The organism is Streptomyces sp. MJM8645 (assembly GCF_001625365.1).
In the GTDB taxonomy this organism is placed as follows: domain Bacteria; phylum Actinomycetota; class Actinomycetes; order Streptomycetales; family Streptomycetaceae; genus Kitasatospora.
This window is the reverse complement of record NZ_LJJF01000001.1, coordinates 2,661,545-2,682,061: the sequence shown is the minus strand read 5'-3', so window position 1 is coordinate 2,682,061 and position 20,517 is coordinate 2,661,545. Positions and strand designations below refer to the sequence as shown.

Annotated in this window: 15 protein-coding genes; 13 read left to right on the top strand and 2 right to left on the bottom strand. The window is 74.0% G+C overall.

Annotated elements, in window-relative coordinates; translation table 11 throughout:
- The first annotated feature begins 3 nt into the window (after positions 1-3).
- Both rnc and mutM read left to right on the top strand, forming a co-directional pair.
- Positions 4-795 carry a ribonuclease III gene (rnc, locus tag A6F73_RS11400; protein WP_079135603.1) on the top strand — a complete coding sequence of 264 codons (792 nt, stop codon included), beginning with the start codon at positions 4-6 and terminating at the stop codon, positions 793-795.
- Positions 796-846: 51 nt separating this feature from the next.
- On the top strand, positions 847-1,725 hold the full coding sequence (mutM, locus tag A6F73_RS11395; protein WP_063347693.1) for a bifunctional DNA-formamidopyrimidine glycosylase/DNA-(apurinic or apyrimidinic site) lyase: 879 nt from the start codon (positions 847-849) through the stop codon (positions 1,723-1,725).
- A 31-nt stretch (positions 1,726-1,756) separates the two neighbouring features.
- On the opposite strand, the gene A6F73_RS11390 is transcribed toward mutM, so the two are convergent.
- On the bottom strand, positions 1,757-2,677 hold the full coding sequence (locus A6F73_RS11390) for a hypothetical protein (protein ID WP_063347692.1): 921 nt from the start codon (positions 2,675-2,677) through the stop codon (positions 1,757-1,759).
- Positions 2,678-2,970: 293 nt separating this feature from the next.
- Between A6F73_RS11390 and A6F73_RS11385 the strand changes: the two genes are divergently transcribed.
- The 5 genes from A6F73_RS11385 to ftsY all read left to right on the top strand — a co-directional run bounded on the left by A6F73_RS11385 (position 2,971) and on the right by ftsY (position 10,550).
- Complete coding sequence (locus A6F73_RS11385) at positions 2,971-4,329, top strand: hypothetical protein (RefSeq protein WP_063347691.1); 1,359 nt, start codon at positions 2,971-2,973, stop codon at positions 4,327-4,329.
- Positions 4,330-4,448: 119 nt separating this feature from the next.
- Positions 4,449-4,748: an acylphosphatase gene (locus tag A6F73_RS11380; protein ID WP_063347690.1), complete on the top strand. Its 300-nt coding sequence runs from the start codon at positions 4,449-4,451 to the stop codon at positions 4,746-4,748.
- Positions 4,749-5,150: 402 nt separating this feature from the next.
- Positions 5,151-5,354, top strand: a complete 204-nt coding sequence (locus A6F73_RS11375; RefSeq protein ID WP_063347689.1) for a hypothetical protein — start codon at positions 5,151-5,153, stop codon at positions 5,352-5,354.
- A gap of 190 nt (positions 5,355-5,544) precedes the next feature.
- Positions 5,545-9,252, top strand: a complete 3,708-nt coding sequence (locus A6F73_RS11370; RefSeq protein ID WP_063347688.1) for an AAA family ATPase — start codon at positions 5,545-5,547, stop codon at positions 9,250-9,252.
- A 47-nt stretch (positions 9,253-9,299) separates the two neighbouring features.
- Positions 9,300-10,550: a signal recognition particle-docking protein FtsY gene (gene ftsY, locus A6F73_RS11365; RefSeq protein WP_063347687.1), complete on the top strand. Its 1,251-nt coding sequence runs from the start codon at positions 9,300-9,302 to the stop codon at positions 10,548-10,550.
- Between the two features lie 140 nt (positions 10,551-10,690).
- On the opposite strand, the gene A6F73_RS11360 is transcribed toward ftsY, so the two are convergent.
- A complete protein-coding gene (locus A6F73_RS11360; RefSeq protein WP_063347686.1) occupies positions 10,691-11,368 on the bottom strand; it encodes a bifunctional DNA primase/polymerase in 678 nt (225 codons plus the stop codon).
- Positions 11,369-11,973: 605 nt separating this feature from the next.
- Here A6F73_RS11360 and A6F73_RS11355 point away from each other — a divergent pair.
- The 6 genes from A6F73_RS11355 to A6F73_RS11330 all read left to right on the top strand — a co-directional run bounded on the left by A6F73_RS11355 (position 11,974) and on the right by A6F73_RS11330 (position 20,492).
- Positions 11,974-13,428: a hypothetical protein gene (locus tag A6F73_RS11355; RefSeq protein WP_063347685.1), complete on the top strand. Its 1,455-nt coding sequence runs from the start codon at positions 11,974-11,976 to the stop codon at positions 13,426-13,428.
- Between the two features lie 309 nt (positions 13,429-13,737).
- On the top strand, positions 13,738-15,165 hold the full coding sequence (locus A6F73_RS11350; RefSeq protein ID WP_063347684.1) for an ammonium transporter: 1,428 nt from the start codon (positions 13,738-13,740) through the stop codon (positions 15,163-15,165).
- On the top strand, positions 15,162-15,500 hold the full coding sequence (locus A6F73_RS11345) for a P-II family nitrogen regulator (protein ID WP_063347683.1): 339 nt from the start codon (positions 15,162-15,164) through the stop codon (positions 15,498-15,500). Before A6F73_RS11350 ends, A6F73_RS11345 begins: the two co-directional genes overlap by 4 nt.
- A 201-nt stretch (positions 15,501-15,701) precedes the next feature.
- The gene (locus A6F73_RS11340; RefSeq protein WP_063347682.1) at positions 15,702-18,125 is read left to right on the top strand and encodes a [protein-PII] uridylyltransferase; all 2,424 of its coding nucleotides are present in this window, start codon (positions 15,702-15,704) and stop codon (positions 18,123-18,125) included.
- Between the two features lie 199 nt (positions 18,126-18,324).
- Positions 18,325-19,890, top strand: a complete 1,566-nt coding sequence (ffh, locus tag A6F73_RS11335) for a signal recognition particle protein (RefSeq protein ID WP_063351120.1) — start codon at positions 18,325-18,327, stop codon at positions 19,888-19,890.
- Positions 19,891-19,949: 59 nt separating this feature from the next.
- Positions 19,950-20,492 (top strand): GNAT family protein, encoded by a 543-nt coding sequence (locus A6F73_RS11330; protein WP_063347681.1) that lies wholly within the window; start codon positions 19,950-19,952, stop codon positions 20,490-20,492.
- The last annotated feature ends 25 nt before the right edge of the window (positions 20,493-20,517 follow it).

The following is a 20,517-nucleotide window of genomic DNA, read 5'->3' as shown; positions in this document are numbered from 1 at the left end:
TCGATGTCGGACGGTAACTCCACCCGCAAGGCGTCCTCCGCCCCGAAGGGTTCCTCTTTGGGCGGTGGCAGGGCCGGTGGGCCGGCTTCGACCGAATACGACGTCCTGGAAGGGCGCCTCGGGTACACACTCGAGCGCGCCCTTCTGGTGCGTGCCCTGACCCACCGCTCGTACGCGTACGAGAACGGGGGCCTGCCCACCAACGAGCGCCTGGAGTTCCTCGGCGACTCGGTGCTGGGCCTCGTGGTGACCGACACCCTCTACCGCGTCCACCCGGACGTGCCGGAGGGCACGCTCGCCAAGCTGCGCGCCGCGGTGGTGAACTCCCGCGCGCTCGCGGACGTCGGCCGGGGCCTGGAACTCGGCACGTTCATCCGGCTCGGCAAGGGCGAGGAGGGCACCGGCGGCCGCGACAAGTCGTCGATCCTCGCCGACACGGTCGAGGCCGTGATCGGAGCCGTCTACCTGGACCAGGGTCTGGACGCGGCCACCGAGTTCGTCCACCGGCTGTTCGACCCGCTGATCGAGGAGTCCTCCCAGCTGGGCGCAGGCCTGGACTGGAAGACCAGCCTCCAGGAGCTCACCGCCTCGGTGGGCATCGGGGTGCCCGAGTACGTGGTCATGGAGTCCGGTCCGGACCACGAGAAGACCTTCACCGCGGCGGCCCGGGTGGCCGGCGAGGACTTCGGCAGCGGCGTCGGCCGTTCGAAGAAGGAGGCCGAGCAGAAGGCCGCCGAGAGCGCCTGGCGGGCGATCAAGGAGAAGTACGCCGACCGGCTGCCCGCCGGGGCGTGAGGGAGCAGTAGCCTTCCTCCTGCTGATCCCTTCCGCAGGAGGCCTGTTCCCGTGCCCGAACTTCCCGAGGTCGAGGTCGTCCGCCGCGGTCTGGCGAACTGGGTCGCCGGGCGGACCGTCGCCGACGTCCAGGTGCTGCACCCGCGCGCGGTGCGCCGCCAGCCCGCCGGCGCCGCCGACTTCACCGCCCGGCTGACCGGCACCACCCTCGGCACCGCGCAGCGACGCGGCAAGTACCTGTGGGTGCCGCTGGCGGGGTCCGGCGCGGGCTTCTCGCTGATCGGCCACCTCGGCATGAGCGGCCAACTCCTCGTCCAGGACCCGTCCGTACCCGACGAGACGCACCTGCGGGTGCGGCTGCGGTTCGCCGACGGCGGGCGCGAACTGCGCTTCGTCGACCAGCGGACCTTCGGCGGCCTCGCGGTCGAGGAGGCCGAGGACGGCGACCCGGAGGGCACGCCGCTCTCCATCGCGCACATCGCCCGCGACCCGCTCGACCCGCGCTTCGACGACGTCGCCTTCGCGGCCGCGCTGCGGGCCAAGCGCACCACCGTGAAGCGGGCGCTGCTCGACCAGACGCTGATCAGCGGGGTCGGCAACATCTACGCCGACGAGGCGCTCTGGCGCTCCCGGCTGCACTACGACCGCCCGACCGCGACGCTCACCCGCCCGCAGGCCGCCGAACTGCTGGCGAACGCCCGCGAGGTGATGACGGCGGCGCTCGCCGTCGGCGGCACCAGCTTCGACAGCCTGTACGTCAACGTGAACGGCGAGAGCGGCTACTTCTCCCGCGACCTCGATGCGTACGGCCGCGAGCACGAGCCCTGCCGCCGCTGCGGCACCCCGATCCGGCGGGCCGCCTGGATGAACCGCTCCAGCTACTTCTGCCCCCGCTGCCAGCGGGTGCCGCGGGTCCGCAGCGGGGGCTGACAGCAGGGGCAGGGAGCGGGGGCCGGGGAGCTCAGTGCTTGGCGAGTTCCGGCTGGTCGGCCGCCGCCTCGCCGGGGGAGCCGTGGGTGTCCTGGCCGAAGTAGGCGACCCCGACCGCGGACACCACCGCGAGCAGGAAGCCGACCACGCCGAGCCAGCCCAGGCCGGACTTGGAGGAGTCGCCGAGCCAGAGCACGCCGATCGCGCCGGGCAGCACCGTCTCTCCGACCACCAGCGCTGCCGTCGCGCCGTTCACCGAGCCGATCTGCAGCGCCACGGTGTGCACGTACATGCCGCCGATGCCGCCGACCAGGATCGCGTACAGCGCCGGGTCGGAGAGCAGCTTGGCGAGGTCGAACGGGTCGATGCCGTTCAGGATGCGCACGCCGACGCCCAGCGCGCCGAAGCCCAGGCCGGAGAGCAGACCGGCGACGATCGCGCCCTTGGAGCCCATCCGCCGCACCAGCAGGCCGCCGCCGACCAGCAGCACGGTGGTGACCAGCAGCAGGCCCCAGTGGAAGGCCATCGACGCGTGGTGGCCGCCCTCCGGGCCCGCCGAGACGGCCAGCAGCACCAGCGCCGAGCAGAGCACGCCGATCGAGGCCCACTCCAACTGCTTGAGCCGGATGCCGAGCAGCTTGATGCTCAGCACCGCGGTGATCACCAGGTTGGCGCTGATGATGGTCTGCGAGAGGAACAGCGGCAGCAGCCGCGCGGCCAGCGCGCCCAGCCCGAAGCCGATCAGGTCGAGCACCGTGCCGACGATGAACTCCCAGGTGACGGCAGCCTTCGCGGTGGAGGACAGGCTCGGCCCGCCGTGCTCGGTGGTGGCGCCGGAGGCGCCCTTGGCGGCCTCCTCGCGCGCGGAGCGGCGGGATCCGACGGCCTGGAGGACTGAGCCGGTGCCGTAGCAGGCGGATGCCGCCACGGCGGTGACGAGGCCGATGATCACCGGGTGCTCCGATCGGGAGATGGGTCAAGAACAGGTAATGGGACCAGTGGTCCGGGACCACTATGCCCGTCCGCGCGGTACGGTCGGCGCACCGCCCGGAACACCCTGGGCCCGCCGGGACGTACGTCCGGGCGCCGGCCGCGGTTCCCGCGCACCGCCCGCATCAGGGGCGAGTGGGGGAAACATCATCCCCGAGGAGGGGCGCGGCCCCGGCGGTCGGCGGGGAATCTTGTCACTACCAGTATGCGAAGGGTATGCCGTGCCTTGACGCCCGTCAGGGTAGCGTCGAGGGCATGAGAACCCTTGCACGACGTTCCCGGGGCGCCGGGCCGCTTGCCCTGGTGGCGGCGCTGCTGGGGCTGCTGCTCCTGCTCGCACCAACGGCCTCGGCCGCGGGCGGGCTGGACGACGCGGCCTCCACCCTGAAGCAGGGTCGGGTCTACGTCGACCCGGCGATGACCAGCCGATTCAGCCAGAGCCAGGCCGACGCCCTGACCGAGAAGATCAAGAAGGCCGACAAGCCGATCTTCGTCGCGGTCGTCCCGGCCAGCGCCCCCTACGGCGAGCGGACCGTCTTCAACGACCTGCGCACCAAGGTCGGCATCGACGGCGCCTACGCGGTCTGGCGCGGTGACCAGTTCGCGGCCAAGGCCGACCTCGGCGCGATGGCGAAGGGCAGCGCCGAGCGGATCGCCGGCGCCGCCTTCCGCTCCCACAACGGCGACATCGACGCCACCCTGAACGAGTTCGTCGACAGCGCCGCCCCGCAGGCCAAGGGCACCGGGGTGAACCACAGCACCTCGATCGCCTGGGCGGTCATCCCGGTCGTGCTGCTCGCGCTGGCCGGTGCCGGCGTCTTCCTCCTCTTCCGCCGCGCCAAGGCGCGCAAGGAGGAGCAGGCCCGGGCCGAGCTGGAGCAGCTGCGCCGGGTGGTCGACGAGGACATCACCGCCTTCGGCGAGGAACTGGACCGGCTCGACTTCAACCCGGCCGCGACCGACGCCGACGACACCCAGCGCACCGACTACACCCACGCCCTGGACTCGTACGAGAAGGCCAAGCGGCTGATGGACGAGGCCAAGCGGCCGGACGACGTCAAGCCGGTCACCGAGGCGCTGGAGGACGGCCGGTTCGCGCTGGCCACCCTGGCCGCCCGGCGGGAGAAGCGCCCGGTGCCCGAGCGCCGTCCCCCGTGCTTCTTCGACCCGCGCCACGGCCCCTCGGTCAAGGACGTCGACTGGGCCCCGGCCGACGGCGCCGCCCGCACCGTCCCGGTCTGCCGGTCCGACGCGGACCGGCTGGCCGCCGGCCTCGACCCGGCCATCCGCACCGTCGAGACCGAGCACGGCCCGCAGCCGTACTGGAACGCCGGCCCGGCCTACGCCCCCTGGGCGGGCGGCTACTTCGGCGGATTCGGCGGCGGCCTGCTGCCGGGCCTGCTGGTCGGCACCATGCTCGGCTCGATGATCAGCAGCCCGGCCTACGCCGCGGCGCCGATGATGGACCAGGGCTACCAGGACCAGCACGAGGGCGGCGACTTCACCGGCGCCGACTTCAACTCCTCCGACTTCAGCGGTGGCTTCGGCGACGGCGGCGGCTTCGGTGGCGGGGACTTCGGTGGCGGCGGCGACTTCGGCGGCGGCGACTGGTGACCCGCTGAGCCCCACCGCGACACCCCTGCGGCCCCGCCGGACTTCCTCCGGCGGGGCCGCTCCGCGTGGTCGACGGCCCCGTGGAGCTGTGACCGCCGGACACGCCTTAGGCTCGGGGCATGCACGGTCGCGACGCCCACAGTGAGGAACCGGTCCGGGTGACCGCCTGGGTCCGGGGGAAGGTCCAGCAGGTCGGGTTCCGCTGGTGGACCAGGGCACGGGCGCTGGAGACCGGCCTGACCGGCTACGCGAGCAACCTCGGGGACGGCCGGGTGCAGGTGGTCGCCGAGGGACTGGCCGCCGACTGCGAACTGCTGCTGGACCTGCTGCGCGGCCCGGGCACCCCGGGCGAGGTCAGCGGCGTCACCGAGATCTGGACGGCCGTGGGCCCCGGCTACGAGGGCTTCGAGATCCGTTGAGCCCGGCCACACCCGCGCGGGCCGGAACTGATCGGCAACTGCCGGTGTCATGCGGTTGCCATTCGGGCAGACTCGTGGTTGACTCCGCATCGAACGATGATCCACGAGCAGCTGGTGGACCCGGCCCGAGGCCCCCAGGCGTGACGACACCGCCAGGCAGGTGACAGGGTCGCGGTAGCGTGCGGTGATCGTGTTGACCCTTTCCGTCTTTGGTGAGACGCTGGAAACCCGCGCACACGACCGCGTTTTCCCGGCAGGCGTCTGCCCTCGTGAGCCCAGCTCACGATGGTTGTGCCGTAAGTGCCCAGCCAGCACTACCGGTGACGCGCCGCGCGTGCGTCCCCCTTCCCCCTAGACCTGTACCGTTCCGGTTCGGTCACTCAGCGTGGAGGACCATTCATCATGGCAAAGGCGCTTCTCGGGTACGTCGGCGGCCCCGACCCGCGAATGCTCTCCGAGATGCGACGGCTTCAGCAGCGCGTCCAGGACCTTGAATCCGAGCTCCTTCGGATGCAGGCCGAGAACGACGCGCTCGCCGCTGTCGCTGACGGGCACTCGCTGCTCAACAGCATCGATCTGGATCAGCGGGAGCCGGCTCTCACCTGAGTCCCGCCCGGTCCTCGCAGATCGACGCCGCTGTGCACTGAGCCGCTCCGAAAGGGACGCAGCTTGCAAGGGACGCCCGGTTGTGGCGTCCCTTCGTCGTGTCCGGGCCCGGGACGCACGGCCCGCCGGGGATACAGTCGCCGTTGACGACAGGCCCCGGGCCCTGGCGAGCGACGAGGAGACCGGCCGCGTGCACCTGAAGAGTCTGACGCTGCGCGGGTTCAAGTCCTTCGCCTCCAGCACCACCCTGCGCTTCGAGCCCGGCATCACCTGCGTGGTCGGCCCGAACGGCTCCGGCAAGTCGAACGTCGTCGACGCGCTGTCCTGGGTGATGGGGGAGCAGGGCGCCAAATCGCTGCGCGGCGGCAAGATGGAGGACGTCATCTTCGCCGGGACCAGCGGGCGCGCCCCGCTCGGCCGGGCCGAGGTCAGCCTCACCATCGACAACGCCGACGGCGCCCTGCCGATCGACTACTCCGAGGTGACCATCACCCGGACCATGTTCCGCAACGGCGGCAGCGAGTACGCGCTCAACGGCGAGACCTGCCGCCTGCTGGACATCCAGGAGCTCCTCTCCGACTCCGGCATCGGCCGCGAGATGCACGTCATCGTCGGCCAGGGCCAGCTGGACTCCGTCCTGCACGCCGACCCGATGGGCCGCCGCGCCTTCATCGAGGAGGCGGCCGGCGTCCTCAAACACCGCAAGCGCAAGGAGAAGGCGCTGCGGAAGCTGGACGCGATGCAGGTCAACCTCAACCGCGTCCAGGACCTGGTGGCAGAACTGCGCCGCCAGCTCGGACCGCTCGGCCGGCAGGCCAGGATCGCCCGCCGCGCCGCCGGCATCCAGGCCGACCTGCGCGACGCCCGGCTGCGGCTGCTCGCCGACGACCTGCTGGCCCTCCGGCAGGCCGTCGAGGCCGAGATCGCCGACGAGCTGGCACTGCGGCTGCGCCGCACCACCGTCGAGCAGGAACTGGCCGGTGTCGTCCAGCGCGAGGCCGTGCTGGAGGCGCAGGTCCAGCAGCTCGGCCCGAGCCTGGAGGCCGCCCGGCAGACCTGGTACCGGCTCTCCGCCCTCGCCGAGCGCACCCGCGGCACCATCGGGTTGGCCGAGGCCCGCGCCCGGCACGCCGCCGCGGGCGGGCAGGCCGAGGAGCGGCGCGGCCGCGATCCCGAGGAACTGGAACGGGAGGCCGCGCGGGTCCGCGAGGACGAGGCCGCGCTGGCCGAGGCGCTGGAGGAGGCGCAGTACGCGCTGGCCGAGGCGGTCGAACGCAGGAGCGAACTGGAGCGCGGGCTCGCCACCGAGGAGCGTCGCCTGCGGGACGCCGCCCGGGCCATCGCGGACCGCCGGGAGGGCCTGGCCCGGTTGCAGGGGCAGGCCGCCGCCGCCCGCTCCAAGGCGGCCTCCGCCGAAGCGGAGATCGGCCGGCTGACCGAGGCCGGCGGCGAGGCGCTGCTGCGGGCCGAGGCCGCCCAGGCCGAGTACGAGGAGCTCCAGCGGCAGGTCGGCGGCCCCACCGGGGACGACGAGCAGGCCGAGGCCGCCCACCAGGAAGCCCGGGAGCGGCTCGCCGCCGTCGAACGCGACCTCGCCGCCGCCCGGGAGGCGGCCGGCGCCGCCGAGCGCGAACGGGCCGGGCTCACCGCGCGGCACGAGGCGCTCTCCCTCGGACTGCGCCGCAAGGACGGCACCGGCGCCCTGCTCGACGCGGGGGAGCGGCTGAGCGGACTGCGCGGCCCCGCGGCCGCGCTGCTGCGGATCGCCCCCGGGTACGAGGTGCCGGTGGCGGCGGCGCTCGGCGCGGCCGCCGACGCGGTCGCCGTCGACTCGCCCGGCACCGCCGCCGAGGCGCTGCGGCTGCTGCGCGCCGAGGACGCCGGCCGGGCCGCGCTGCTGATCGAGGACGCCGGCCGGGCCGCGCTGCTGATCGAGGACGCCGGCCGGGCCGCGCTGCTGATCGAGGGTGCCGGCCGGGCCGCGCTGCCGATCGAGGGTGCCGGTGAACCGCTCGCCGGCGTCGGGGAGTTGCCGGACGGAGCCCGCTGGGCCGCCGAACTCGTCGACGGGCCGGCCGGGTTGGTCGGTGCCGCGCGGGGCCTGCTGGCCCGGGTGGCGGTCGTCGACACCCTCGACGAGGCGCTGCGGCTGGTCGCCGACCACCCCGGGCTGACCGCCGTCACCGCCGCCGGGGACCGGCTCGGCGCCGACTTCGCGCAGGGCGGCTCGGACGGTGTGCCGAGCCTGCTGGAGATCCGGGCGGCGGTCGAGGAGGCCGCCCGGGCGATCGCCGAACTCACCCTCCGTTGCGCCGAGTCGGCCGTACACCTGGCCGAACTCGCCGAACAGCGACGGGAGTCGGCCGCCTTCGTGGAGCAACTCGCCGAGCAGCGGCGGCGGCAGGAGAAGGATCGCGCCCAGGTCGCGGGCGCGCTCGGCCGCCTCGGCGGGCAGGCCAGGGCCGCCGCCGGCGAGGCCGAGCGGCTGTCCGCCGCCGCCGCGCGGGCCGACCAGGGCCTGGCTGAACTCCTCGCCACTGCAGAGGAGTTGGCCGAACGCCTGGCCGCGGCCGAGGACTCGGAGGACGCCGGGGAGGCCGAGCCGGACACCGCCGAGCAGCAGCGGCTGGCCGAGGCCGCCACCGGCTCCCGGCAGGCCGAGCTGGAGGCCAGGCTCGCGGTGCGCACCCACGAGGAGCGGGTCCGCGCGCTCGCCGGCCGGGCGGACCAGCTGGACCGGGCCGCCCGCGCCGAGCGCGAGACGCGCGCCCGGGCCGCCGAGCGCCGCCGACGTGCCGAGCACGACGCCGGGGTGGCGAACGCCGTCGCGGCGGGCGCCCGGCAGCTGCTGGCCTGCCTGGAGGTGTCGCTGTCCCGCGCGGACGCCGGGCGGGCGGCGGTCGAGCAGGCGCGCGCCGAGCGCGAGACCGAACTGCGGGCGCACCGCGAGCACGGCCGCGGCCTCAAGGAGGAACTGGACAAACTGGTCGACGCCGGCCACCGGGACGAGGTGCTGCGGGCCGAGAAGCGGCTGCGGATCGAGCAGTTGGAGGCCCGGGCGCTGGAGGAGTTCGGCATCGACGGCGGCGAACTGCTCGCCGCCTACGGGCCGGACCAGCCCGTCCCGCCGTCGACCCCGGAAGAAGGAGGGGAACCGGGCGAGCCGCGCCCGTACGACCGGGCCGAGCAGGAGAAGCGGCTCAGGGCGGCCGAGAAGGCGTACCAGCAACTGGGCAAGGTCAACCCGCTGGCGCTGGAGGAGTTCGCGGCGCTGGAGGAGCGCCACCAGTTCCTCGGGGAGCAACTGGACGACCTCAAGCGCAGCCGGCGCGACCTGCTGGACATCGTCCGGGAGGTGGACGAGCGGGTCGAGCAGCTGTTCGCCTCGGCCTACCACGACACCGCCGCCCAGTTCGAGGGCGTCTTCGCCCGGCTGTTCCCCGGCGGCGAGGGGCGGCTGGTGCTGACCGACCCCGACCACATGCTCACCACCGGCGTCGAGGTGGAGGCCCGCCCGCCGGGCAAGAAGGTCAAGCGGCTGTCGCTGCTGTCCGGCGGCGAGCGCTCGCTGACCGCGGTGGCACTGCTGGTGGCGATCTTCAAGGCCAGGCCCAGCCCGTTCTACGTGATGGACGAGGTGGAGGCGGCGCTCGACGAGACCAACCTGCGCCGGCTGGTCGGGATCATGGAGGAGCTGCGGGAGAGCTCCCAGCTGATCGTGATCACCCACCAGAAGCTGACCATGGAGTCCGCGGACGCCCTCTACGGCGTGACCATGAAGGGCGACGGCATCTCACAGGTGATCAGCCAGCGGCTGCGCGTGGGGGCACCTCCCGGCCGCCGGTCCGGAGGAGGACGCCGGGAGCGGCCGGAGGCCGTCCGTACCGCATCGGCGTAGGGCGGCTGCGGTCCATCCGGGCTCCGGTCGCGGATACTGGAGCAGTTATGGAATACGTGATCCTTGCCGTAGTCATCGCCGTGGTCGCCATCGGCGCGATCGCCGGCCTCGTCGTTTCCGGCAGACGACGCCAGCAACTGCCCCCGAAGTCGCAGTCGCCGGTCATCACGGCGCCGCCGACCACCCCGCAGGAGCCCCAGGTCGGCGAGGAGGCCGCGCCGCCGACCGAGGAGCCCCGCCGCACCGTCGAGGAGGTGCAGCTCCCCGAGACCGAGGCTCCGACCGAAGCCTCGACCGGAGCCCCGGCCACGGCCCCGACCGAGGTCGAGGTCGAGGCCGCCGAGGCCGAGACGGCACCCGCCGTCGAGGTCCCCGAGCCCACCGCGGGCCGGCTGGTCCGGCTGCGCTCCCGGCTCTCCCGCTCGCAGAACTCGCTCGGCAAGGGCCTGCTCTCGCTGCTCTCCCGCGAGCACCTGGACGAGGACACCTGGGAGGAGATCGAGGAGACCCTGCTGACCGCCGACGTCGGCGTGGCCCCCACCCAGGAGCTGGTCGAGCGGCTGCGCACCCGGGTGAAGGTGCTCGGCACCCGGACGCCCGACGAACTGCGCGCCCTGCTGCGCGAGGAGCTCGTCGAGCTGATCGGCAAGGACGCCGACCGCACCGTCCGCTCCACCAAGCACGCGGAGGGGCCGGCCGTGGTCCTGGTGGTCGGCGTCAACGGCGTCGGCAAGACCACCACCACCGGCAAGCTCGCCCGCGTCCTGGTCGCCGACGGCCGCAAGGTGGTGCTCGGCGCCGCCGACACCTTCCGGGCCGCCGCCGCCGACCAGCTGCAGACCTGGGGCGAGCGGGTCGGTGCGCGCACCGTGCGCGGACCGGAGGGCGGTGACCCGGCCTCGATCGCGTTCGACGCGGTCAAGGAGGGCATCGCCGAGGGCGCCGACACCGTGCTGGTGGACACCGCCGGCCGACTGCACACCAAGACCGGCCTGATGGACGAGCTGGGCAAGGTCAAGCGGGTCGTCGAGAAGCACGGCCCGGTGGACGAGGTGCTGTTGGTGCTGGACGCCACCACCGGCCAGAACGGCCTGATCCAGGCCCGGGTGTTCGCCGAGGTGGTCGACATCACCGGCATCGTGCTGACCAAGCTGGACGGCACCGCCAAGGGCGGCATCGTGGTCGCGGTCCAGCGCGACCTGGGCGTGCCGGTCAAGCTGGTCGGCCTGGGCGAGGGTGCGGACGACCTGGCGCCGTTCGAGCCGGGCGCGTTCGTGGACGCGCTGATCGGGGACTGAGGCCCCGTACGCACGAAGGGTCCGCTCCGCGAGGGGCGGGCCCTTTCGCGTTGCCGCCCGGGACCGGAGGAGCGTGCCGGGGCGGAGGAGCGCGCAGAGCTGGAGGGGCGTACGCCGAGGCGCGTGAGGCGCGCTGAGGCCTACGAGGCGAGCCAGGCGGGTTCGGCGGTGCGCTCGCGGCCGCGGTGGCAGGCGTAGGCGAGGGTGCCGAGCAGCAGCCGGGCCTCGGGCGGGCAGCCGGCGTTGTCGCGGGTGGGGCGGCGCAGCCAGCGGACCGGGCCGAGCGCGCCGAGCACGGTGGGCGGGGCGGCGACGTAGCTGCCCTCGCCGTGGCAGGTGAGGTCGAGCGCGGCGTCGTCCCAGCCCATCCGGTAGAGCAGGTCGGGCAGCCGGCGGGCGGCGCCGGCGGCGACCAGGAACTGCAGCCGGCCGGTGGGCGCGGCGAGCACCGGGCCGACCTGGGTGCCCATCCGCTCCAGCCGGACCAGCGCCTGCAGTCCGGCCTGCTCGGGGACGTCCAGGACGTCGAAGGCGCGGCCGGTGGGGAACAGCACCGAGCCCCCGGCGCGCGCCTCCCGGGACCGGTCCTCGCCGCCGGGTACGGGATGCAGGCCGGGCGCGGCGCAGCGGTCGGAGCCGCAGGGACAGCGGGTCGGGGCGGTGGCGGAGCCGGCCGGGGCGCCGGTGGCGACCGTCCAGCCCCAGCGGCCGGTGTACTCCGCGGCGGCTTGGGACGCGGTGACCTTGGTGCGGCGGCGCGCGCCCAGCGGCGTCAACCGCAGGTGTCCCAGTCGAAGTTCGCCGAACAGGTTGTCCATGCCTCCCCCAACAGGTTCCCGTCGCCGATGGTTACGGGATGGTGACTGTGTGTTGATTGTCCGTTGCGTGGTGCGTTGTGCGGTGGCGGCGTGCAGCGCCCGGTGTGCGCCTGTCGTGGTGGTGCGCCTCGAGCGCCGCCTTGTGGCTGGCGGCACCGATGCCGGATCGTGGGGTGGGCGAGGCGGCCGCCGATCAGGGTGGGCGGCGAACTCGCCTGTGACTGCGGTGGGTTGCCGGGGCTGCCGGGTTTCGCCGGTGGCCTTGGCGGCCCGCATATGCCGGGCCGTCGGACCTACCTAGTGAAGCGCGTGGGCCGTGGCTTCGGTTCACTCGTGGGGGTGGCGAAAGGTGGCGTTTCGCCAGGGCCGCTCCCGTGGGCGCCGCGCGGGGCATTACGTTCAGCACACGGACGTCTTCGTGGAATCGACTCCGGTCCGACAGGGCGCGGGAGTTGGGAACCTGACGGTCCGTCCGTAACGATGGCACACCAGTGCGAGAGCGTGGTACGGCAACACCTCAGGCACGGCACGTCTGGCAAGGGCCCGAAACCGTCGGGCGTCACGATCGGGGCCCCGAGGGGGCCGGGCGGGATGGGGACGTTCCCATGGCAGAGAAGCAACCCAACGAGAAGCTGACCACCTGGTTCGCCCGCAGCGGCTGGTCCAAGGGCGAGCTGGCCCGCCAGGTCAACCGCCGGGCCCGGCAGATCGGCGCCCACCACGTGTCCACCGACACCTCGCGGGTGCGCCGCTGGCTCGACGGCGAACAGCCCCGCGAGCCGATTCCCAAGATCATGTCGGAGCTCTTCTCCGAGCGCTTCGGCTCGGTGGTCTCGATCGAGGACCTCGGCCTGCGCGCCGCGATCCCGGTCTCCACCGTGGGCGGCGGCGTCGACCTGCCGTGGAGCGCGCCGCAGACCGTCCAGCTGATCAGCGACTACTCCCGCAGCGACCTGATGCTCAACCGCCGGGGCTTCCTCGGCACCTCGCTCGCGCTGACCGCCGGCGCCGCGCTGATCGAGCCCATGCAGCGCTGGCTCACCCCCGGCCCGACCGGCGCCCCCACCCCGATCCTCGCCGCGGCCAACGGCGGCGACCCGTTCACCGGCCGGCTGTCCGAGCCCGAGCTCGAACTGCTGGAGCAGACCACGGTCATGTTCCGGCAGTGGGACGCGCAGAACGGCGGCGGGCTGCGCCGCAAGGCCGTCGTCGGCCAGCTCCACGAGGTCACCGACCTGCTCCAGGAGACGTACAACGAGAACACCACCCGGCGGCTGTTCCGGCTCACCGCCGAACTCGCCCACCTGGCCGGGTGGATGTCGTACGACGTCGGGATGCACCCGAGCGCGCAGAAGTACTACGTGCTGGCCCTGCACGCCGCCAAGGAGGCCGGGGACCGCCCGTTCGGCGCACTCATCCTCACCGACATGAGCCGCCAGATGATCCACCTCAACCGGGGCGAGGACGCCCTGGAGCTGATCCACCTGGCGCAGTACGGCAGCCGGGACACCGCCAGCGCGCGCCAGCAGTCCCTGCTGTACGCGATGGAGGCGCGCGCCTACGCCACCATCGGCGAGGTGAACCGCTGCGCCCGGGCCGTCCGGCTGGCCGAGGACACCTTCACCGACATCCGCGATGGGGAGGCGGAGCCGGACTGGCTGAAGTTCTTCTCTCCGGCCGAGCTGAACGCCGAGAACGCGCACTCCTTCCGCGACCTCGCGTACCACTCCGACAACGCCCAGCTGTACGCCTCGATGTCCGCGCCGGTGATGGAGCGCGCGGTCGACCTGTTCCGCCAGGACGGCGACCACGTGCGCTCGTACGCCTTCAACCTGATCGGCATGGCCAGCGTCCACCTGCTGCAGCGGGAGGCCGAGCAGGCCGCGGTGATGGCCGAGCAGGCGGTGGACATCGCCACCAAGGTGCGCTCGGAGCGGCTGAACTCCCGGGTCCGCAAGACCACCGAGGCCGCGGCTGCCCGGTTCAAGGGCGTGGACGCGGTGAGCCGGCTCAAGGAGCGCGTCGTCCAGGACATCCCCGAGTACGTCTCGGTGGTCTGAGCACCCCGAGCCCGTGGGCCGCGGACCCGGCCCGAGGACCCCGCCGACCGTGACGGCCGCCGCCGCCACGGTCGGTGGCCGTCGTGCCACCGGCCGTCCCGTTCGGCGGCACGGTAACCCGTTCGGCCCTGCGGCACGGCCGTCGTTCACGCAGGTGTAACCCGGGCGTCGCACGCGTCACGGCCGCGAAACAACGAGCCGCACTGGCCGAAACCAGCCTTCGGCACTCTCCTCTTCATCGCCGACACCCCGGGTGGCACGGGACGGGTAATCCGGGTTTGGATCGGCTTCCACGCAGAGGAGACGCCGATGCCGGACGGCTTCAGCGCGGGCGACACCGCCTTCGTGCTCATCAGTGCGGCCCTGGTCATGGTGATGACCCCGGGCCTGGCCTTCTTCTACGGGGGCATGGTCAGGGCCAAGAGCACCCTGAACATGCTGGCGATGAGCTTCCTCTCGCTCGGCATCGTCAGCGTGCTCTGGGTCCTCTACGGGTACTCGCTCAGCTTCGGACGCGACTCCTTCGCCGGTCTGATCGGCAACCTGGACTTCCTCGGGATGCGCGGCATCGGCCTGAACGACCTCACCGGGACCATCCCGGTCACCGCGTTCGCCACCTTCCAGCTGATGTTCGCGATCATCACCCCGGCGCTGATCAGCGGCGCGATCGCGGACCGGGCCAAGTTCGGCGCCTGGGGCCTGTTCATCGCGCTCTGGGTGACCGTCGTCTACTTCCCGGTCGCGCACTGGGTGTTCTTCTTCGACGGCGGCCACGGCGGCTGGCTGGGCGACCGCAACGGCGTGATCGACTTCGCCGGCGGCACGGCCGTGCACATCAACGCGGGCGTGGCCGGCCTCGCGCTCTGCCTGGTGCTGGGCAAGCGGGTCGGCTTCAAGAAGGACCCGATGCGCCCGCACAGCCTGCCGCTGGTGATGCTCGGCTCCGGGCTGCTGTGGTTCGGCTGGTTCGGCTTCAACGCGGGCTCGGCGCTGGCCGCCAACGGCGTCGCCGCGATGGCGATGGTCAACACCCAGGTCGCCACCGGTGCGGCGCTGGTCGGCTGGCTGGTCTACGAGAAGCTCAGGCACGGCGCGTTCACCACGCTGGGCGCCGCCTCCGGCGCGGTGGCCGGCCTGGTCGCGATCACCCCGGCCTGCGGCTCGGTCAGCCCGCTGGGCGCGGTGGCGATCGGCCTGATCGCCGGCGCGGTCTGCGCCGCCGCGGTCAGCCTCAAGTACCGCCTCGGCTTCGACGACTCGCTCGACGTGGTCGGCGTGCACGCGGTGGGCGGCGCGATCGGCTCGCTGCTGATCGGCCTGTTCGCCACCGGCGGGGTCGGCCAGACCGCCAAGGGCCTGTTCTACGGCGGCGGGCCGGCGCAGCTCGGCAAGCAGGCGATGGGCGTGGCCGTGGTCGCGGCGTACTCCTTCGTCCTGTCCTGGCTGCTGGCGAAGGCGATCGACAGGACGGTCGGCTTCCGGGTCGCCGAGGAGGTCGAGGTGGCCGGCATCGACCAGGCCGAACACGCCGAGTCCGCCTACGATTTCAGCGCGGTGGGCGCGGGCCTGGCGCGGGCCCTGCCGGGCCTGGTCGGTGCCGCGGCGGCCGCGAGGTCCGCGGAGAAGCCCGCCACCGGGAAGACCGCCACCGGGAAGACCGCCGCCAAGGCTGCTGGGAAGGCCGCCGACAAGACCACCGCCGAGCCCGCCGAGAAGACCGAGGTCGACGCCCGATGAAGCTCATCACCGCCGTGATCAAGCCGTACCGCCTGGACGAGGTGAAGGCCGCCCTACAGGCCTTCGGGGTGCACGGCCTGACCGTCACCGAGGCCAGCGGCTACGGCCGCCAGCGCGGCCACACCGAGGTCTACCGGGGCGCCGAGTACACCGTGGACCTGGTCCCCAAGGTCAGAATCGAGGTGCTGGTCGAGGACGAGGACGCCGACGAGCTGATCGAGGTCCTGGTGAAGGCCGCCCGGACCGGCAAGATCGGCGACGGCAAGGTCTGGAGCGTCCCGGTCGACACCGCCGTCCGGGTCCGCACCGGCGAGCGCGGGCCGGACGCCCTCTGAGGGCCCTTCGCCGAGGGCCCTTCGTCGAGGGCCCTGAACCGTAGGACGCGCCGCAGGCGGGCCCGCCGCCCCCGAGGGGTCGCGGGTCCGCCGACGGCGCATCGGCGCCGGGCCGCCCCCAGGCCGCCCGGGACCTCCCCGCGGCCGCCCGCAGGCCGTCCGGCGCCGCCCGCTCAACCGCACGACGGACGGGACCACGCCATGACCACCGAGACCAGCCCTCCCGACTACGGCGCCGCCCGGGCCGCGCTGCTCGCCGGCCCCGGCCCGGCCGGGCGGCCCCGCCGCGCGGCTCTCGCCCGGCTCACCGACGACTGGCTGGCCGGTCTGCTCGCGGCCGCCGGCGGCCCGCCCGGCGTCGCGCTGGTCGCGGTCGGTGGCTACGGGCGCGGCGAGCTGTCCCCGCGCAGCGACCTCGACGTCCTGCTGCTGCACGACGGCCGGCTCGACCCCGACCTGCCCGAGCGGATCTGGTACCCGGTCTGGGACGCGGGCGCCGCGCTCGACCACTCGGTGCGCACCGTCGCCGAGGCCCGGTCCGTCGCCGCCGCCGACCTCAAGGCCCAGCTCGGCCTGCTGGACGCCCGCCACCTCGCCGGGGACCAGGCGCTCACCGCCGCCCTGCGCTCCGCCGTGCTCACCGACTGGCGCGCGAGCGCCCCCGCGCGCCTGCCGGAGCTGCGCGACCTCGGGCGGGAGCGGGCCGAGCGGCACGGCGAGCTGTCGTTCCTGCTGGAGCCCGACCTCAAGGAGGCCCGCGGCGGCCTGCGCGACGCCGTCGCGCTCAACGCCGTCGCCGCCACCTGGCTCGCCGATGCCCCCCGGGACGGCCTGGACGCCGCCGCGCTGCGGCTCGCCGACGTCCGCGACGCGCTGCACCTGGCCACCGGCCGGGCCACCGAGCGGCTCGGCCTCCAGGACCAGGACCAGGTCGCCGAACGGCTCGGCGTGCTGGACGCCGACACCCTGCTGCGCAAGGTCTACGAGGCCGCCCGCACCATCGCCTACGCGAGTGACGTCACCTGGCGGGCGGTGGACCGGGTGCTCGCCGCCCGGTCCGGCCGGGGCCGCCGGGCCGCCCGGCCGGCCTTCCCGTTCACCGGCGCCGGGCGCGGCGCGGGCGCGGTGGCCCGGGGCACGGTCGCGCGCCGGCCGCTCGCCGAGGGCGTGGTCGAGCAGGACGGCGAGGCGGTGCTCGCCCAGGGCGCCCGCCCGGCCGCCGACCCGGTGCTGCCGCTGCGCGCCGCGGCCGCCGCCGCGCAGAACGGGCTCACCGTCTCGTACGCGACGGTGCGCCGGCTGGCCGCCGAGTGCCGCCCGCTGCCGGTGCCCTGGCCGGACGAGGCGCGCGAGCAGCTAGTCACCCTGCTGGGCGCGGGCGAGGCGGCCGTCCCGGTGTGGGAGGCGCTGGAGGCGGAGGGACTGGTCACCCGGCTGCTGCCGGACTGGGAGCGGGTGCGCTGCCGTCCGCAGCGCAACGCCGTGCACCGCTGGACGGTCGACCGGCACCTGGTGGAGACGGCGGTGCGGGCCGCGGCGATGACCCGCCGGGTGGCCCGGCCGGACCTCCTGCTGGTCGCCGCGCTGCTGCACGACATCGGCAAGGGCTGGCCCGGCGACCACAGCGAGGCCGGCGAGGTCATCGTCCGTGACATCGCCGCCCGGATGGGCTTCGGCCCCGAGGACACCGAGACCCTGGCGGTGCTGGTCCGCCACCACCTGACCCTGGTCGACACCGCGACCCGACGGGACCCGGACGACCCGGCCACCGTCGAGGCGATCACCAAGGTGGTCGGCACCGCGGCACAACTGGAGCTGCTGCACGTGCTCACCGAGGCGGACGCGCTGGCCACCGGCCCGGCCGCGTGGAGCGGCTGGCGGGCCTCGCTGGTGGACGGCCTGGCGGCCCGGGTCGCCGCCCGGCTGGCCGGCGCCTACGCCGCGCCCGTGGAGGCCGCGCCGACCGCCGGGCAGGAGCGGCTCGCGGTGGAGGCCGCCCGGACCGGCGGGCCCGCCCTGTCGCTGCTGGCGCAGTCCGAGGGGGCGGACCCGGGCGCCGAGCCGATGGGCGTCGAGCTGACGCTGGCCGTCCCGGACCGGCCCGGACTGCTCGGCACCGTCGCCGGGGTGCTCGCGCTGCACCGGCTGGCCGTCCGCTCGGCCGGCCTGCGCGAGCTGGACCCGATCGGCGCCGGCCCGGTGCTGCTGCTGTCCTGGCGGGTGGCCGCCGAGTTCGGCGAGCTGCCGGAGGCCGCCCGGCTGCGGGCCGACCTGCGCCGGGCGCTGGACGGCTCGCTGGACGTCGCGCGCCGGCTGGCCGAGCGGGACGCCGCCGCCCCGCGCCGCCGGGGCATCCCCACCCCGCCGCCGGTGGTCGCGGTGGCGCCCGCGGTGGCCTCGGCGACCGCGACCGTCCTGGAGGTCCGCGCGCACGACGCCCCGGGGCTGCTGCACCGGATCGGCCGGGCGCTGGACGGGGCGGGCGTGCGGGTGCGGACGGCGCACGTCTCGACGCTGGGCGCGGAGGCCGTCGACTCCTTCTACCTGACCGACGGGGCGGGCCGGCCGCTCGCCGCCGGGCGGGCGGGGGAGGTGGCGGCGGCGGTCCGGGCGGCGCTGGGCTGAGTCGCGCCGGGGCCCGCCGGATTCCGCCGGGGTCGGTCCGCCGGGGTCCGCCGACGCCTGCCGAGGTCCGTTCCAAGGCCTGTTCCGAGGCCCGTTCCGAGGTCGTGGCAACCCGGGTGGAGACCATACCCGGGGCGGCCGGATACCCTGGTGGGCGACGACCGTACCGATACCGATGCCGCAGAGGACCCGCGACGACGTGTTCGACACTCTTTCCGATCGCCTCGCAGCGACGTTCAAGAACCTCCGGGGCAAGGGCCGCCTGAGCGAGGCGGACATCGAGGCCACCGCCCGCGAGATCCGCATCGCGCTGCTGGAGGCGGACGTCGCGCTGCCGGTCGTGCGGGCCTTCATCAAGCAGGTCAAGGAGCGGGCGGCCGGCGCCGAGGTCTCGGGCGCGCTCAACCCCGCGCAGCAGATCATCAAGATCGTCAACGAGGAGCTCATCGCGATCCTCGGCGGCGAGACCCGCCGGGTCCGGTTCGCCAAGAGCGGCCCGACGGTGATCATGCTCGCCGGTCTGCAGGGTGCCGGTAAGACCACCCTCGCGGGCAAGCTCGGCCACTGGCTGAAGAGCCAGAAGCACACCCCGCTGCTGGTCGCCTGCGACCTCCAGCGGCCCAACGCCGTCAACCAGCTCCAGGTGGTCGCCGAGCGCGCCGGTGTGGCCTTCTACGGCCCGCAGCCGGGCAACGGCGTCGGCGACCCGGTGCAGGTGGCCAAGGACTCGATCGAGTACGCCAAGCAGAAGCAGTACGACGTCGTCGTCGTCGACACCGCCGGACGCCTGGGCATCGACGCCGAGCTGATGCAGCAGGCCGCGGACATCCGCGCCGCGGTCAACCCGGACGAGGTCCTGTTCGTCGTCGACGCGATGATCGGCCAGGACGCGGTCACCACCGCGCAGGCCTTCCTCGACGGCGTCGACTTCACCGGTGTCGTGCTCTCCAAGCTCGACGGCGACGCCCGCGGCGGTGCCGCCCTGTCGGTCGCGCACGTCACCGGCCGGCAGATCATGTTCGCCTCCAACGGCGAGAAGGTCGACGACTTCGACGCCTTCCACCCCGACCGGATGGCCTCGCGCATCCTCGGCATGGGTGACGTCCTCTCGCTGATCGAGAAGGCCGAGCAGACCTTCTCGCAGGAGGAGGCCGAGAAGATCGCCGCCAAGCTGCGCGGCGGTCCGAAGGCGTTCACCCTGGACGACTTCCTGTCGCAGCTGGAGCAGGTCCAGAAGATGGGCTCGATCTCCAAGCTGCTGGGGATGCTGCCCGGGATGGGTCAGATCCGCGACCAGATCAACAACATCGACGACAAGGACGTCAACCGGGTCGGCGCGATCATCAAGTCGATGACCCCGGCCGAGCGCGCCGAGCCGGAGCTGATCAACGGCTCCCGCCGGGCCCGCATCGCCAAGGGCTCGGGTGTCCAGGTCGGCGAGGTGAAGAACCTGGTCGAGCGGTTCTTCGACGCCCGCAAGATGATGTCCGCGATGGCCTCCGGCAAGGGCGTGCCCGGCATGCCGGGGATCCCGGGCATGGGCGGCGGCGCCAAGAAGTCCGGCAAGAAGGCCCCGCAGGCCAAGGGCAAGCGCAAGAGCGGCAACCCGCTCAAGCGGGCGCAGGAGGAGGCCGCGGCCGCCCAGCGCCGCGCGCTCGGCCCGGGCGGCGACCAGGACCCGGCCGGCGGCGGCGCGTTCGGCCTCGGCGCGGGCAAGGGCCCGGCCGACTTCGAGCTGCCCAAGGAGTTCAAGGACCTGCTGTAGACCGGTCCGTCGTTCGAGCGGCCCGCCGTCCGGGATCTTCCGGGCGGCGGGCCGCTCGCATGCCCGATGATGGTGGTGTGCGAGTGACGATCAGGGCCCCGCGGGCCGAGGACAAGGACGTGTACGCCGAGGCGGTCCGACGGTCCGCCGACCACATCGGGCGGTGGAACCCGGTCGAGCCGGACGGCCTGGCCGAACTGCTGGACCGCCAGGGGCCGGGCCTGCGTACCTTTCTGATCGTCGACCGGGAGACCGGCGGGCTGGTCGGCAAGGTGAATGTCGCCAACATCGTGATGGGCCGGTTCTGCAACGGCGCGCTGGGCTACGACGCGTACCTGCCGTTCGCCGGCACCGGGCGGATGACGGAGGGGCTGCGGCTGGTCCTGGACCGCTGCTTCGCCCCGCAGCCGGCCGGCGGGCTGGGCCTGCACCGGCTGGAGATCAACGTGCAGCCGGACAACGAGCGGTCGGTGGCGATGGCCAAGCGGCTGGGCTTCCGGCACGAGGGCTTCACCCCCCGGATGCTGTTCCTCCAGGGCGACTGGCGGGACCACGAGCGGTTCGCGCTGACCGCCGAGGAGTGGCCGGGCGCCGAGGCGTAGCCACGGGCGGGGCGCCGAGGCCTCT